The following is a 13,312-nucleotide window of genomic DNA, read 5'->3' on the forward strand; positions in this document are numbered from 1 at the left end:
CCGGGCCGTTATCGCGAGGAGCGAAGCGACGAAGCGATCCAGGGGCCGCCCTATGGCCATGGATTGCTTCGCTTCGCTCGCAAGGACAGCCGTCACCATTCGGCTTTCACCAGCGGCAGCTTCTGCTTCAGACGCGTGAGAAGATCCTTCAGGCTCTGGCGATTGGCCTTGTCGCAGAGCTGCGCGTCGAGATCGGCCTGCACCGATTGCGACAGCCACCAGCTCATCGAGACCTTGGACATGGACAAGGTCTGGCCCTTGAAGCGCGCGCAAGTCGCGTCGAGCAGCGGATCATCGCCGCCGTCGGCGACCAGCACGGGCTGCACGCGCACGCCGATCTGGAAGAAGCTCGCCGTCATATCGCCGGCGTAGCGGTCGGTGTCGGTGTTCATCTCGAGCAGGCTGCGCTGCGCCAGCGCCGCCTGCTCGGCCGCATGGCCGGCGCGCGTCGCCAGCAGAGCGTTCGCGGGCGCGGCGACGAGGCCGAAGAGATCGGAGACGAAGCTCACCCCCGTCTCGCCCAGCCGCGGCGTGCCTGCCGCGCGCGGCGGCAACGTATCGTCGGTGAGCGCGCCGACAGGATCATTCTGCACCCACAGGATCAGCGGCGTGACGCCCTGGCCCTTCAGCGCGCGCGCCACATCGAGCGCGGAGGCGAGGCCGGCATTGTCGAAATAGCCGCCGTCGACGACGCGGTCGCCATGGGAGCCGTCGCCCTTGGCGCGCAGCGTTCCCGCCGGCGAGATGACGGGGAAGCGCGCGCTGAGCAGCGCCGCGGTGGAGAGAAGAATGTCCGGCCCGTCGCGCAGCGCCGCGACATCCTTGTCGCCATGCGCCGCGGCCGGGCACATGTCGCCCTGCGGCGTCTTGCAGGGCGTCGAGATCATCTCGAAGAAATCATAGGCGGCGGGATAGAGCGGCGCGCGCGAATTGGTCGTGGGGGCAGGGCGCGTCGAGACGAGATCGGTTCCGATGATGCGCGTCCCGCTGTCCACCGAGGTGCCGTTGAGCAGCAGCAGCGGCGCCCATTTGCCCGCCGGCGTCGCGCGCGCATAGCCGAGCCGACGGCACATGCCGGTCGCGGCGCCGCTCGCGCAGGGCTCGCCGGTCTGGATCAGCTCGCCGGTCCAATAGTCTTTCTTATAGGCGGCGTTGGTCACGAAGTCGTAATGACGCTCCCAGGATTTCTCGAGCAGAGCGGCGCGATCCTCCATCCAGCTCTCCTCGCCGAAGAAAAATTTGCGCGGCGAGAAATTGTCGCGAAAGCCGAGGCCGACGAAGGCGGGCGAGAGATAATCGCCGGCGACCAGCAATTGCAGGCAGTCGCGCCAGCTCTTCGTCGGGTCGCGATGCTCATGCGCGCCGACCCAGACGCGCGCCGAATTGACGCAGGGCGGCGTCGGCGCGTCCTTCTCCGCGGCGTCGGCGAGAGCGGCGCGGAAGATCGCCGAGCCGAAGGCGCCGCCGGAGACGCCAGAGAAGGCGAAGACGCGCCGGCCCGGCGAGCTCAGCTGCGGCGCATCGTGGAGATCGCCGTCGCGATCGATCAAATGGCCGATGACCGTCGCCGCCATATAGGCCGCGCGGCTGGCGCCGCCTTCGGCCGCGACGATCAGCGCCGGAGGACATTCCGTCTCTGTGCAGCCATTGGCCGCCTTCCAATTTCTCACCGCCTCGGTGATGTCGATCTGCCGATCGTCCTTGGAAGGCGCGCCGGAGGCCTCGGGCAAAGCGCGCACATCGTCGAGATGCGTGTTCGCCGCCGTGATCCCGGCCGCGAAGAGTATGGCGATCAGCAGCAGCGGGCGGCCGGTCTCATAGCCCTTGCGCACCAGCCAGCTCGCGCCGAGCACGAGGCTGCCGAGCAGAAAGGGAACCAGCAGCGCGCGCGGCGCATGGTCGGACAAGAAGAACGGCCAGATCAGCGCCGAGACGAACACCGCCATTGTGGCGTGCAGCGAGGCGAAGGTCAGCCAGCGCAAATCCATGCTCGCGCCGATGAATTTGGCGATGCGCTGACGCTTCATTACAAAATAGACGAACGCGGCGGCTGTCGCAGCGTCGAGCGCCAGCAGCGCATAGATCTGGTCGCGCGTCGCCGTCGCCTCGGGGAGGATGGCGGCGTTTTCGATCGAGGCCTGCGCGCCCCAGAGGCCGAGCGCCACGGCGACGAAAGGGATCAGTCCGAGGAGGCGCGGCGTCCAACAGATGACATGTCCGAAGCGTCGGCGCACATGGTCGCGGACGGAGCGTATGTCGTTGTCGCGCATCTCGACGCGTAGCAGATAGGGGATCATCCAGGCCGAATCGGCGTCCTCGAGCACGCGGCGCGCGCCGTAATGGACGGGGAAGGCCCAGACCAGGAAGATCGCGGCGAAGACGCTGAGCCAATAATGCGCGCCGAAGAGCAGCGCGTCGAAGGAGCGATCCGCGAACAGATTCTGCGCCTGATCGACGAGGCCGAAGAGGAGAAGGCCGGCGAGGGCGCTGACGACGCTCACGCGGCAGGCCCAGAGAATGCGCAATATCCAATAGAAGTCCGTCTTCCATTGCGGAGCTGGAGCCGTCACCTCCGCGTGAATCTCTGCTTTCGTCTCGAGCAATTGCGACATGATGCTCTCCATTGAAAAGGTCATGCCCGGACCTTCGCGGCCCGGCGGGAAAACCTGTCTTTAAGTCTACGCTAGGTCGTGACAGTGACAAGACGGCCACGCCCGCGGCCCGATTGCGCGCCAGGAGGCGTCGTCGGGGTGGACAAAGCGGCCGTCCCGTGGTTTGGCTGTGTATCGCCGCTTCGGGCCGCCGGTCCGCGGCGCCGCTCTTCGACCCTCTCGCGACTGTTCCGCCCATGCCCGGACGCACGACTCTCTTTGTGATTATTTCGTGTTGTCTTTGCGTTATATCCGGCGCGCGAGCGGATTTTCGCCTGTGCAACAACACGACGAACAGAGTGAGCGTGTCCTTGGCCTATACGGACGGACGCAATTGGCTGTCGGAAGGGTGGTGGAATTTGCGTTCCTCCGCCTGCGAGACGCTGTTGCGCGGACCGCTGGCGGCGCAGTACTACTACGTATATGCGATGGACGAGCGTGGCGGAGAGTGGAAGGGCAAGGCGTTCATGTGCACGCGCGATCGCGAGTTCCGCATCGACGGGCGCGAGGACTGCTTCGCGCGCGGCTTCGACCGCACGGGCTTCTTCGAGATAGACACGGGGCGCGACGCCAAGAACTGGACGGTGCAGCTCACAGATCCGACGCCGTCGTCGACGCAGTGACGAAGACGGCCCGCGCGGCTCTGACAAAAGAGGATTGGGCGACAAAATGAGAAGGTTGCGGCGCGTGAAGATCATCGCGACGCTCGGTCCCGCGAGCGTCGAGAAGACCGTCGTGGCCGGCCTGTCGACGGCCGGCGCCGATGTGTTTCGGATCAATATGAGCCACACCGATCATGCCGGGCTCGCCGCCTATGTGCGCATGATCCGCGAGATCGAGGCCGAGACCGGCCGCGCCATCGGCATATTGGTCGATCTGCAGGGGCCGAAGCTCCGCATCGGCGCCTTCGCCGACGGACCGGTGCATCTGCGCAAGGGCGATCATTTCGTCCTCGACGCCGATCCGACGCCGGGCGACGCTGTCCGCGTGCAGCTTCCGCATCCTGAGATTCTGCAGGCGCTGAAGATCGGCGACGCCATTCTGATCGACGACGGCAAGGTGCGGCTGCATGTGGTCGAGACCTCGGACGACATGGCCCGCGCCGTCGTCGACATCGGCGGCCGCGTCTCCAACCGCAAGGGCGTCAGCCTGCCGGACACGGATATTCCGATCACCTCCATGACGCCCAAGGACCGCGTCGATCTCGACGCGGCGCTGATCGAGGGCGTCGATTGGGTGGCGATTTCCTTCGTGCAGCGCGCCGAGGATGTGCTCGAGGTCAAGCGCGTCGTCGGCTCGCGCGCGCTGGTCATGGCCAAGATCGAGAAGCCGCAGGCCATCGCCCGGCTGGACGAGATCATCGAGCACGCCGATGCGCTGATGGTGGCGCGCGGCGATCTCGGCGTCGAGGTGCCGCTCGAGAAGGTCCCGAGCCTGCAAAAGCGCATCACCCGCGCCGCGCGCCGGCTCGGCAAGCCGGTGGTGGTGGCGACGCAAATGCTGGAATCGATGATTCTGGCCCCGCTCCCCACCCGCGCCGAAGTGTCGGACGTCGCCACGGCCGTCTATGAGGGCGCGGACGCCGTCATGCTTTCGGCAGAGAGCGCCGCCGGTCAGTTCCCGATCGAGGCGGTGGCGACGATGAGCCGCATCGCCGAGGAGGTGGAGAGCGACGGCGTCTATCGCTCCATCCTCAATGCTCAGCGCAATGCGCCGCCCAATCCCACAGCCGCCGACGCCATCGCCGTCGCCGCGCGCGACGTCGCCGAGACGCTCGACTCCATGGCCATTTGCGCCTGGACGGCCTCCGGCGCCACGGCGCTGCGCATCGCCCGCGAGCGGCCGCGCCCGCCAATTCTCGCGCTGACGCCCAATCGTGACACGGCGCGCCGGCTGGCGTTGGTGTGGGGCGTCCATGCGCTGGAGACGCAGGATGCGCGCGACGTGGAGGATATGGTCGATCGCGCCAGCGTGAATTCGCTGGGCGAGGGCTTCGCCGCGCCGGGTGATCGCATCATCATCGTCGCGGGCATGCCCTTCGGTTCGCCGGGCGCGACCAATATGGTCCGGCTCGCGCTGGTCGGCGAGAAGATCGGCGCCTAGAGCGTACGCCGATCGAGCGGAAGCCCGTTCGATCGGTCGGCCTTCGCTCAGGTCAAGATCGCGGCGCGGCGGCCGACGACCATTCCATGATCAGCGTCGGCCGGCCTGCGAGGCTCGGCCGGCCTTCGCCGACACGCACGAAGCCTTCGCGCTCATAGAAGGCGACGGCGCGCTTATTGTCCTGATTGACGTCGAGCCGCAGCCGCGCGGGCGAGAGGCTGCGCGCCGCCTCGATCAGCGCCTCCGCCGCGCCGGAGCCGAAGCGCTCTGGATGCACGCAGAGCTGATCGAGCCAATGCGAAGCGGGATCGACGGTGACGAAGCCGACGAGCGTCCGCCCGGCGCCCTCGAGCAGCAGCAGCGTGCGCGCGCCGCCGTGCTCCAGCTGGATGATGTGATTCTTCAGCCAGTCGCGGCGCGCCTCGAAATCAATGTCCGCATAGGTCCGCCGCCAGGCGGCGACCCAGAGCTCGATGAGCTCGGCCCAGTCCGAATCGCGGCGCGCGACGATACGCGGGCCGGATATCGGGGGGCCGCCTGTCACGCGCGCGCCTTGCGCACTGTGTCGAGTAGGAGCCGGTGGATCGTCTCATTGCCGGCGCAGATCGCGCCCTTGGGCAGCATGTCGCCGCCGCCGTCGAGATCGCTGACGAAGCCGCCGGCCTCCCGCACCAGAACGATTCCGGCGGCGATATCCCAGGGCTTGATGCCGCGCTCCCAATAGGCGTCGTAGCGGCCGGCGGCGACGCCGGCGAGATCGAGCGCGGCGGCGCCCATGCGGCGAATATTGCCGGTCTTGGCCATGACGGCGGTCAGCTCCGTCTGGAAGAGCGCGTGGCGGTCCACCGCTGCGAGCGGGGGGATGCCGCAGGCGATGAGCGAGTCGCCGAGCGATTTGCGCGAGGCCACCCGCATGCGCCTGTTGTTATGATAGGCGCCCTGGCCCTTCTCGGCGACGAACATATCGTCGGTCGCCGGATTATAGACAACGCCGGCGACCAGCTGGCCCTCCCGCTCGAGCCCGATGGACACTGCGAAAATCGGGATGCCGTGCAGGAAGTTGGAGGTGCCGTCGAGCGGATCGATGTGCCAGGTGTGGGTCCTGTCGCTGCCCTCGACAGCGCCGCTCTCCTCCATGAGGAAGCCATAGCCGGGACGCGCGCGCGACAATTCCTCGAACACGACCTTTTCGGCGCGGCGGTCGGCGGCGGAGACGAAATCGCCGGGGCCTTTGACGGACACCTGCAAATTCTCGACCTCGCCGAAGTCGCGCTTCAGGCTGCGCCCGGCCTTTATGGCGGCGGCAGTCATGACGTTCATCAATGCGGATCGGATCATGGAGTCCTGAAGAATGGCGCGTGTGGGGGGAGGTGGGGCGAGGTCTCAAATGACAGGCCGGCGGCGGGCGCGTCAAGCATTCACTGACGTCCCGCCCGCATTCGCGCGCCCTCCGCCGCTCAGGCGTTAACCGGAGATAAACCCTGACGGCGGCGCTGGTCGCGGCCTTCACCGTTTCGAAAGCGCCATTTGGCCAGAGTGAGGCCCTCGGCCCCCTTCGTTGGAGATCAGTTCCGTGCCGTTCGATCCTGTGGAAATCCTCGAGACGAGAGGCGGCCGGCCCGCCGTGACCCTTCGCCGGAGCGACGCCGCGCCGAAAAACGGTCGCTCGCTCGCGTTCTCCAACCGGCCGGCGGCGCCCGATGGCGGGCAATTGCTGCGCGTCGGCCTGCTGCTGGCGCTCGCCGCGCTCTGCGCCGGCGCTCTGAAGGCGGGCCTCGGCCGCTCGGTCGTCGGCGCCGAGCGCACCGCCGATATGGAGCTCCAGCGGAACATCAAGAGCTGAGCCTAAGCGGTTTAGCTGGAAGGATATTCTGCGCCTCCACGCGCCTCGGCGGCGGAATTTTGCGCCATTCTTCGAGCAATGGTTAAAGCAGACCGATAAAAGGCGATATTTCATTTGCTTAAAGCCGGTCGCTAATGCGCCGCATCAGCATTGGCCGGGCAGGGAGAGGCGGGCGCGGACCCGCGCGGAGGCGGCTCGCGAGCCGTGACCTCGGGCGTAATACGTACGGATTCAAAGATTAAGGTTAAGCAAAACCTAATAAGGCGCGCCCCGCAAATTTGCGTTACATAGGTCTCATCGGAACGGCGCGGATCGAGCGCGGCGTTCGAGCGTTCGAGAGCGTCGTATGATGGGACAAGCGTCCGATTCGGTGGAGAGCATTCAGACTCCGGTCTCCTTCGTGGAGAAGCTGGCGGGGTCGGAGGCGTTCGGGGCCATGTTTCGAGAGGGCATGGCGCTGGTGGAGGAGGCGGCGGCCTATCTCGACGGCGATGGTCGGGACGACGCCAAATCGCTGCCGCGGCCCGAGGCTCTGGCCTATGCGGCCGAGAGCATGCGGCTGACGACGCGGCTGATGCAGATCGCTTCCTGGCTGCTGCTGCAGCGGGCGGTCAATCAGGGCGAGATCACGAGAGCGCAGGCCGCCAGCGACAAGCACAAGGTGCGGCTGTCGCAGCAGGAGCTCGCGTCCAATCCGGATGTTTTCGCGCATCTGCCGCAGAAGTTGCGCGATCTCGCCATTCACTCGCTGCGCTTGCAGGCGCGGGTGATGCATCTCGATCAGCTGATCTATGGCTCGGACGCCGGCTATCGCCAGAACCAGGCCGAGAGCCCGGTCGAGGCCCAGCTGCAGAGGCTGCGAAACGCCTTCGCCCCGGGGCTCTGAGGCGCTGGGTTCCCGAGACGAGAGAAACCAAAAAAGCCGCGCTCTCGAGCGCGGCTTTTTTTGGCGCCGGTGAGGGACGCGCTTACTTCTTGCCGAAGGACAGATTGCCGAAGCGCGAGTTGAAGCGCGACAGGCGGCCGCCACGGTCGAGCAGCTGAGCAGAGCCGCCGGTCCAGGCCGGATGCGTCTTGGGGTCGATGTCGAGGTTGAGCGTGTCGCCCTCGGCGCCCCAGGTCGAGCGCGTGAAATACTCCGACCCGTCGGTCATCACGACCCTGATCGTGTGATAGTCGGGATGGATTTCCTTCTTCATCGTCATTCCTCGAAATGAGAGCCGCGCCGACGCCGGCGTTTGGCGGCGCTCATAGCGCATGGCGCGCAAAGGAGCAAGGTCGCGTGAGCGGCGCCGGCAATTCTAGGCGCGTTGCGCCGCATTTTGGTCAGGCGGCGAGCAGACGCTGCACCTCATTGACGAGGTCCTTGAGGTGGAAAGGCTTGGAGAGGATTTTCGCCTGCCGCGGGGCCTGATTGTCGGGATTGAGGGCGACCGCCGCAAAGCCTGTGATGAACATGACTTTTATGTCGGGATCGAGCTCCGTCGCGCGGCGCGCCAGCTCTATGCCGTCCATCTCCGGCATCACAATATCGGTGAGCAGCAGCTCGAAAGGCTCGACGCGGAGCTGGTCATAGGCGGAGAGCCCGTTGTCGAAGGACGTGACGGCGAATCCGGCCGTCTGCAGCGCGCGCACCAGAAAGCGGCGCATGTCGGTGTCGTCCTCCGCCAGCAGGATTTTCGCGGCAATCTTGTCGGTCATATCGCTCCTCGCATGTTCTATGTCATAAGGGCGCAGTTTGGTAAAAATCGGGTGAAAATAAGGACCCGCTCACGCCCGCCTCTGAAATTCTGGCCCTTGTTTCGCATGATCTGAAATTTTCGGGAATATGCGCGCTGAAAGAGTCTATGCTGCGCATCCGCGATATTCTCTCGAGGGGGCGATAGGAGAGTGAGAGCGATGAGGCGTCGACGATGATGGACGAGGAGCGGGCCGAAAGCCCGACGCCCGCCGATCCCGAGCTCCATGTTCCGTTCGAGCTGGTCGAGCCCATCGAGCTCTCGTCGCCGCTCGTCTTCTCGTCCCCGCATTCGGGCGACATCTATCCGGCGAGCTTTCTCGCCAGCTCGCGGCTCGACATCGGGAATCTGCGCCGGTCCGAGGATGCGCATGTGCATGAGCTCTTCGCTCTCGCGCCGGCGATCGGCGCGCCGCTGCTCAAGGCGCATTTCCCGCGCGCTTTTCTCGACGTGAATCGCGAGCCCTATGAGCTCGACCCGCGCATGTTCGAGGATGCGCTGCCGGAATTCGCCAACACGCGCTCGCTGCGTGTGGCTGCAGGCCTCGGCACCATTCCGCGCGTCGTCGCCGACGCTCGCGAGATCTATTCCAGCCGGCTGCGCGTCGCCGAGGCGCTGCATCGCATCGAGAGCCTGCACAAGCCCTACCACGCCGCTCTGCGCTCGCTGATGGAGCGCGCGCGCCGCAAGTTCGGCGTCGCTCTGCTGGTCGATTGCCATTCCATGCCCTCCAGCGTCGCCAAGGAGAGCGCCACCGGCCGCGGCGACAAGCGCAAGCCGGATTTCGTGCTCGGCGATCGTTTCGGCGCGAGCTGCTCGGGCGACGTCGTCGAGGCCATAGAGGCGCGGCTGCGGCAATGGGGCTATCATGTGCAGCGCAATCGCCCCTATGCCGGCGGCTATATCACCGAGCATTACGGCAGGCCGGGCGCCGGCTGGCATGCGGTGCAGATCGAGATTTCACGAAATCTCTATATGAACGAGGCCGATCTGCGTCGCAGCGTCGATTTCGATCTGCTGGCCTCCCGGCTCGGCGAGATCGTGCGGCTGCTGACGCAAATCGTCGGCCCGCGCGAGCAGCGCGCCGCCGCCGAATAAATCCACAGCGCCGGAGAGGCAATGACCGCCGTCGATTTCGAGAAATTCGTCGAACGCCTCGCCGACGCCTCTGGCGAGGCGATTCTGCCCTTCTTCCGCACCAGCCTCGCGGCGGAGGACAAAGCCCCGGGCGGCGCCTTCGATCCGGTGACGGAGGCCGATCGCGCCGCCGAGATCGCCATGCGCCGGCTGATCGAGGCGACTTTTCCGAGCCATGGAATCATCGGCGAGGAATTCGGCAATATCCGCGCCGACGCCGAATATGTCTGGGTGCTCGATCCCATCGACGGCACCAAGAGCTTCATCTGCGGCCTGCCGCTGTGGGGCACGCTCATCGGCCTCCAGCATCGCGGGCGGCCCTGCTACGGGCTGATGCACCAGCCCTTCACGCGCGAGCGCTTCTCCGGCGATGGCGCGGCCGCCTATTGGCGCGGGCCGGCGCGACATCACCATGTCGAGCCCAGCTGGAAGGCGCAGCCGCCGGCGCCGACCGAGGAGCGTCGCAAGCTGCAGACGCGCCCCTGCGCCACGCTCGCCGAAGCGACATTGATGACCACCTCGCCGAGGCTCATCGACGAGCGCCTCCGCGATGATTTTTTCAGAGTGGAGGCGCAGACCAGGCTCTCGCGCTATGGGGGCGATTGCTACGCCTATTGCGCGCTCGCCGCCGGACATGTGGATTTGGTCATCGAGACCAATCTCAACCCTTATGACATTGTCGCGCTGATCCCGATCGTCGAAGGCGCGGGTGGCGTCGTCACCACATGGGACGGCGGCCCGGCCGCGCAGGGCGGCGCGATCATCGCGGCGGGCGACAGACGTGTGCATGAGGCGGCGATGCGGGCGCTCTCTGCGGGATGACCGCAGCCTCCGCAGCTCGACCGCGCTTTGCCGAGACGCTACCCTCCGCGCGTCCTTATGCGAGGTATCGTCATGCGGAATATTTTGCGCCTTTGCCTTCTCGCCTTCCTGTCCACCTTCGCCGCCGCCGCGCTGGCGCAGGCGCCTGCGACATCCATCGCCAAAGCGGGCAAGAGCGCGCCCGCCAAGCAGCAGCCGGAGGCTCCGGCGCAGGAACCTTCCAAGGAGCTGCCGGCCAAGGAAGCCGCTCCCAAACCGGTGGAGCTTCTCGACATAAACTCCGCGACGAAGGAAGAACTGAACGCGCTGCACGGCATTGGCGAGGCGCGCTCCGTGGCGATCATCAAGGGGAGGCCCTATAAGGGCAAGGACGAGCTCTATCAGAAGAACATCCTCCCCAAAGGCGTCTATGAGAAGATCAAGGACAAGATCATCGCCAAGCAGAAGTGAGCGCGCCCCGCGCGGTGGTTTGCAGCGAATTCTGATCGCTCGAACGGTCCGTTCGAGCGGAAAACGCTGTGACGCGCGGACGCTTCCTTGATCGCTTTTACCGACAAGCTGCCGATCGACGAGGTTCTGCCGCGCGTGACGGCGGCGCTCGGCGACGGGCGCAATCTCGTCGTTGTGGCGCCGCCCGGCGCCGGCAAGACGACGCGTATTCCGCTCGCTCTGCTGGACGCCGATTGGGCGAAAGGCGGCAAGATCATTCTGCTGGAGCCGCGCCGTCTCGCCGCGCGCGCCGCCGCCGCGCGCATGGCCGCGAGCCTGCGCGAATCCGTCGGCGAGACGATCGGCCTGCGCATGCGGCTGGAGTCGAAAATCTCCGCGAAGACGCGCGTGGAAGTCGTCACCGAAGGCGTTTTCGCGCGTATGATCCTCGATGATCCCATGCTCGAGGACGTCGTCGCCGTGCTCTTCGACGAATTTCACGAGCGCTCGCTCGACGCCGATGTCGGCCTCGCTCTGGCGCTCGACGCGCAAGCGGGACTGCGCGACGATCTGCGCATCGTCGCAATGTCGGCGACGCTCGACGGCGCGCGCGTCGCGGGGTTGATGGGCGGCGCGGAAATCGTCGAGAGCGAGGGCCGCGCCTTTCCTGTGGAGACGCGCTATCTCGGGCGCGACTCCAATGAGCGCCTGGAAGAGGCCGTCATCCGCGCCGTGACGCGCGCGCTGGCGGAGGAGAAGGGCTCGATTCTGGTTTTCCTGCCGGGGCAGGGTGAGATTCAGCGCGTCGCCAATTTTCTCGGCGAGCGACGCCTTCCCGCTGATGTCGATATCGCCCCGCTGTTCGGCGCGATGGATCGCAAGGAGCAGGACCTCGCCGTCGCGCCCGCTGCGCCGGGACGCCGCAAGGTGACGCTCGCCACCTCCATCGCCGAGACCTCGCTGACCATCGAAGGGGTGCGCGTCGTCATCGACAGCGGCCTCTCGCGCGTCGCGGTCTTCGAGCCCGATCTCGGCCTCACGCGGCTCGAGACCGTGCGCGCAGCGCGGGCCAGCGTCGATCAGCGGCGGGGCAGGGCGGGACGCATGGAGGCGGGCGTCTGCTATCGCCTGTGGGAAGAGGCCGCGACCGTCTCGCTGCCCGCTTTCGCCGCGCCGGAAATCCTCGCCGCCGATCTCTCGGGCCTCGCCCTCGATTTGCGCTCCTGGGGCCTCGACGATCCGGGGAAGCTCGCCTGGCTCGATCCGCCGCCGGCGCCGGCCTGGAAGGAGGCGGTCGCTCTGCTGCGCGCGCTCGGCGCTCTGGACGAGGCGGGCGCGCTCACCGCGACCGGCCGCGCGATCCGCTCGCTGCCGCTGGCGCCGCGCCTCGCGCGCATGATCTTGGAGGCGGCGCGCCATGGCGAGGCCGAACGCGCCGCCGATCTCGCTCTGCTGCTCTCCGAGCGGGGGCTGGGTGGGACATCCAGCGATCTCTCGGATCGCCTCGATCGCTTCCGCTCCGACGGCTCGCGCCGCGCCCGCGATGCGCAGCGGCTTTCGGCGAGCTGGGCCAAGCAGGCGAAAGCCGCCGTCCGGCGTGAGGCGGAAGCCGATCTCTCCGATGGCGCGCTCATTTCCATGGCCTATCCCGATCGCATCGCCAAAGCGCGCGGCGCGGGCGGCGAGTTTCTGATGGCCAATGGCCGCGCCGCCGCTGTGCCGCCGCATGACGTTCTCGCCAAGGCGTCTTTTCTGGCGATTGCCGAGACTGCCGGCCGCGCCGCGCAGGCGCGCATTCTCGCCGCTTGCGCGCTCTCGGCCGAAGAGGTGGAGCGCATCGCCGCCGATCGCATCGAGACGCGCGACGAAACAATTTTCGACGCGCAGAGCGCGAGCTTGCGGCGACGGCGTTTTCGCAGGCTCGGGGCGATCCGCCTCGCCGAGCAGAATCTCTCGGTCGAGGCCAGCGAGGAGAATGCGGCCATTCTCGCGCGCGGCGTCGCCGGGCTCGGCGTAGCGCGTCTGCCTTGGAGCAAGGCGCAGGAGCAATTGCGTGACCGCATCGCTTTCCTGCGCCGCGCCGAGGGTGACGATTGGCCGGATGTCAGCGACGAAGGCCTCGCGCAGAGCGTCGAAGATTGGCTCGCGCCTTTCATTCTCGGCCGCGCCAGCGTCGCCGCCATAACGGCCGATGATCTCGGCGCCGCGCTTTCGGCGCTGCTTCCCTATGAGCTGACGCGGCGGCTCGACCTCGAGGCGCCCGCCTTTTTTGAGACGCCCGCCGGCTCGCGCCATGCGCTCGATTATGCTGCCGCCAATGGGCCGCTCTTATCGGTGCGCGTGCAGGAATTGTTCGGCCTCTCTGCGCATCCGACGCTCGCCAAGGGCCGCGTTCCCTTGACGCTGGAGCTCTTGTCGCCGGCGCATCGCCCCATTCAGACGACGCGCGATCTGCCGGGCTTTTGGGCTGGCTCCTGGAGCGAGGTGAAGCGCGAGATGAAGGGCCGCTATCCGCGCCATCCCTGGCCCGACGATCCCGCTGGCGCGGCGCCGACGACGCGGGCGAAGCCGCGAGGGACGTGAGTTGC

General features: G+C 66.9%; 13 protein-coding genes. 8 read left to right on the forward strand and 5 right to left on the reverse strand.

Features of this window, described 5'->3' with window-relative positions; genetic code table 11:
• Window positions 1-92: 92 nt before the first annotated feature.
• Entirely contained in the window at window positions 93-2,612 is a 2,520-nt protein-coding gene (locus EDE12_RS12075) for a hypothetical protein (RefSeq protein ID WP_134188094.1), read from the reverse strand.
• A gap of 236 nt (window positions 2,613-2,848) precedes the next feature.
• On the opposite strand from EDE12_RS12075, the gene EDE12_RS12080 reads away from it, so the two are divergent.
• Both EDE12_RS12080 and pyk read left to right on the forward strand, forming a co-directional pair.
• Window positions 2,849-3,274, forward strand: coding sequence for a DUF1036 domain-containing protein (locus EDE12_RS12080; protein WP_024880138.1), 426 nt, complete (start codon window positions 2,849-2,851; stop codon window positions 3,272-3,274).
• Between the two features lie 46 nt (window positions 3,275-3,320).
• Complete coding sequence (pyk, locus tag EDE12_RS12085; RefSeq protein ID WP_024880137.1) at window positions 3,321-4,754, forward strand: pyruvate kinase; 1,434 nt, start codon at window positions 3,321-3,323, stop codon at window positions 4,752-4,754.
• 52 nt (window positions 4,755-4,806) lie between these two features.
• Here pyk and EDE12_RS12090 read toward each other — a convergent pair whose 3' ends face one another.
• Both EDE12_RS12090 and EDE12_RS12095 read right to left on the reverse strand, forming a co-directional pair.
• Window positions 4,807-5,298 (reverse strand): GNAT family N-acetyltransferase, encoded by a 492-nt coding sequence (locus EDE12_RS12090; RefSeq protein WP_024880136.1) that lies wholly within the window; start codon window positions 5,296-5,298, stop codon window positions 4,807-4,809.
• Window positions 5,295-6,092, reverse strand: coding sequence for an inositol monophosphatase family protein (locus EDE12_RS12095; RefSeq protein ID WP_024880135.1), 798 nt, complete (start codon window positions 6,090-6,092; stop codon window positions 5,295-5,297). Before EDE12_RS12095 ends, EDE12_RS12090 begins: the two co-directional genes overlap by 4 nt.
• A 235-nt stretch (window positions 6,093-6,327) precedes the next feature.
• Between EDE12_RS12095 and EDE12_RS12100 the strand changes: the two genes are divergently transcribed.
• Both EDE12_RS12100 and EDE12_RS12105 read left to right on the forward strand, forming a co-directional pair.
• Window positions 6,328-6,597, forward strand: a complete 270-nt coding sequence (locus tag EDE12_RS12100; RefSeq protein ID WP_134188095.1) for a hypothetical protein — start codon at window positions 6,328-6,330, stop codon at window positions 6,595-6,597.
• A 346-nt stretch (window positions 6,598-6,943) separates the two neighbouring features.
• A complete protein-coding gene (locus EDE12_RS12105) occupies window positions 6,944-7,483 on the forward strand; it encodes a DUF1465 family protein (RefSeq protein WP_026598783.1) in 540 nt (179 codons plus the stop codon).
• Window positions 7,484-7,565: 82 nt separating this feature from the next.
• Here EDE12_RS12105 and rpmE read toward each other — a convergent pair whose 3' ends face one another.
• Window positions 7,566-7,796 (reverse strand): 50S ribosomal protein L31, encoded by a 231-nt coding sequence (gene rpmE, locus EDE12_RS12110; RefSeq protein WP_024880132.1) that lies wholly within the window; start codon window positions 7,794-7,796, stop codon window positions 7,566-7,568.
• A gap of 127 nt (window positions 7,797-7,923) precedes the next feature.
• Window positions 7,924-8,298 carry a response regulator gene (locus tag EDE12_RS12115; protein ID WP_018265194.1) on the reverse strand — a complete coding sequence of 125 codons (375 nt, stop codon included), beginning with the start codon at window positions 8,296-8,298 and terminating at the stop codon, window positions 7,924-7,926.
• Window positions 8,299-8,513: 215 nt separating this feature from the next.
• On the opposite strand from EDE12_RS12115, the gene EDE12_RS12120 reads away from it, so the two are divergent.
• The 4 genes from EDE12_RS12120 to hrpB all read left to right on the forward strand — a co-directional run bounded on the left by EDE12_RS12120 (window position 8,514) and on the right by hrpB (window position 13,307).
• Window positions 8,514-9,434, forward strand: coding sequence for an N-formylglutamate amidohydrolase (locus tag EDE12_RS12120; protein ID WP_134188115.1), 921 nt, complete (start codon window positions 8,514-8,516; stop codon window positions 9,432-9,434).
• A 21-nt stretch (window positions 9,435-9,455) separates the two neighbouring features.
• Window positions 9,456-10,295: a histidinol-phosphatase gene (gene hisN / locus EDE12_RS12125; RefSeq protein ID WP_026598782.1), complete on the forward strand. Its 840-nt coding sequence runs from the start codon at window positions 9,456-9,458 to the stop codon at window positions 10,293-10,295.
• 72 nt (window positions 10,296-10,367) lie between these two features.
• Window positions 10,368-10,745: a helix-hairpin-helix domain-containing protein gene (locus EDE12_RS12130; RefSeq protein ID WP_024880129.1), complete on the forward strand. Its 378-nt coding sequence runs from the start codon at window positions 10,368-10,370 to the stop codon at window positions 10,743-10,745.
• Window positions 10,746-10,835: 90 nt separating this feature from the next.
• Window positions 10,836-13,307: an ATP-dependent helicase HrpB gene (gene hrpB, locus EDE12_RS12135; protein ID WP_026598781.1), complete on the forward strand. Its 2,472-nt coding sequence runs from the start codon at window positions 10,836-10,838 to the stop codon at window positions 13,305-13,307.
• Window positions 13,308-13,312 lie beyond the last annotated feature (5 nt).

Source organism: Methylosinus sp. sav-2 (genome assembly GCF_004366495.1).
In the GTDB taxonomy this organism is placed as follows: Bacteria; Pseudomonadota; Alphaproteobacteria; order Rhizobiales; family Beijerinckiaceae; genus Methylosinus.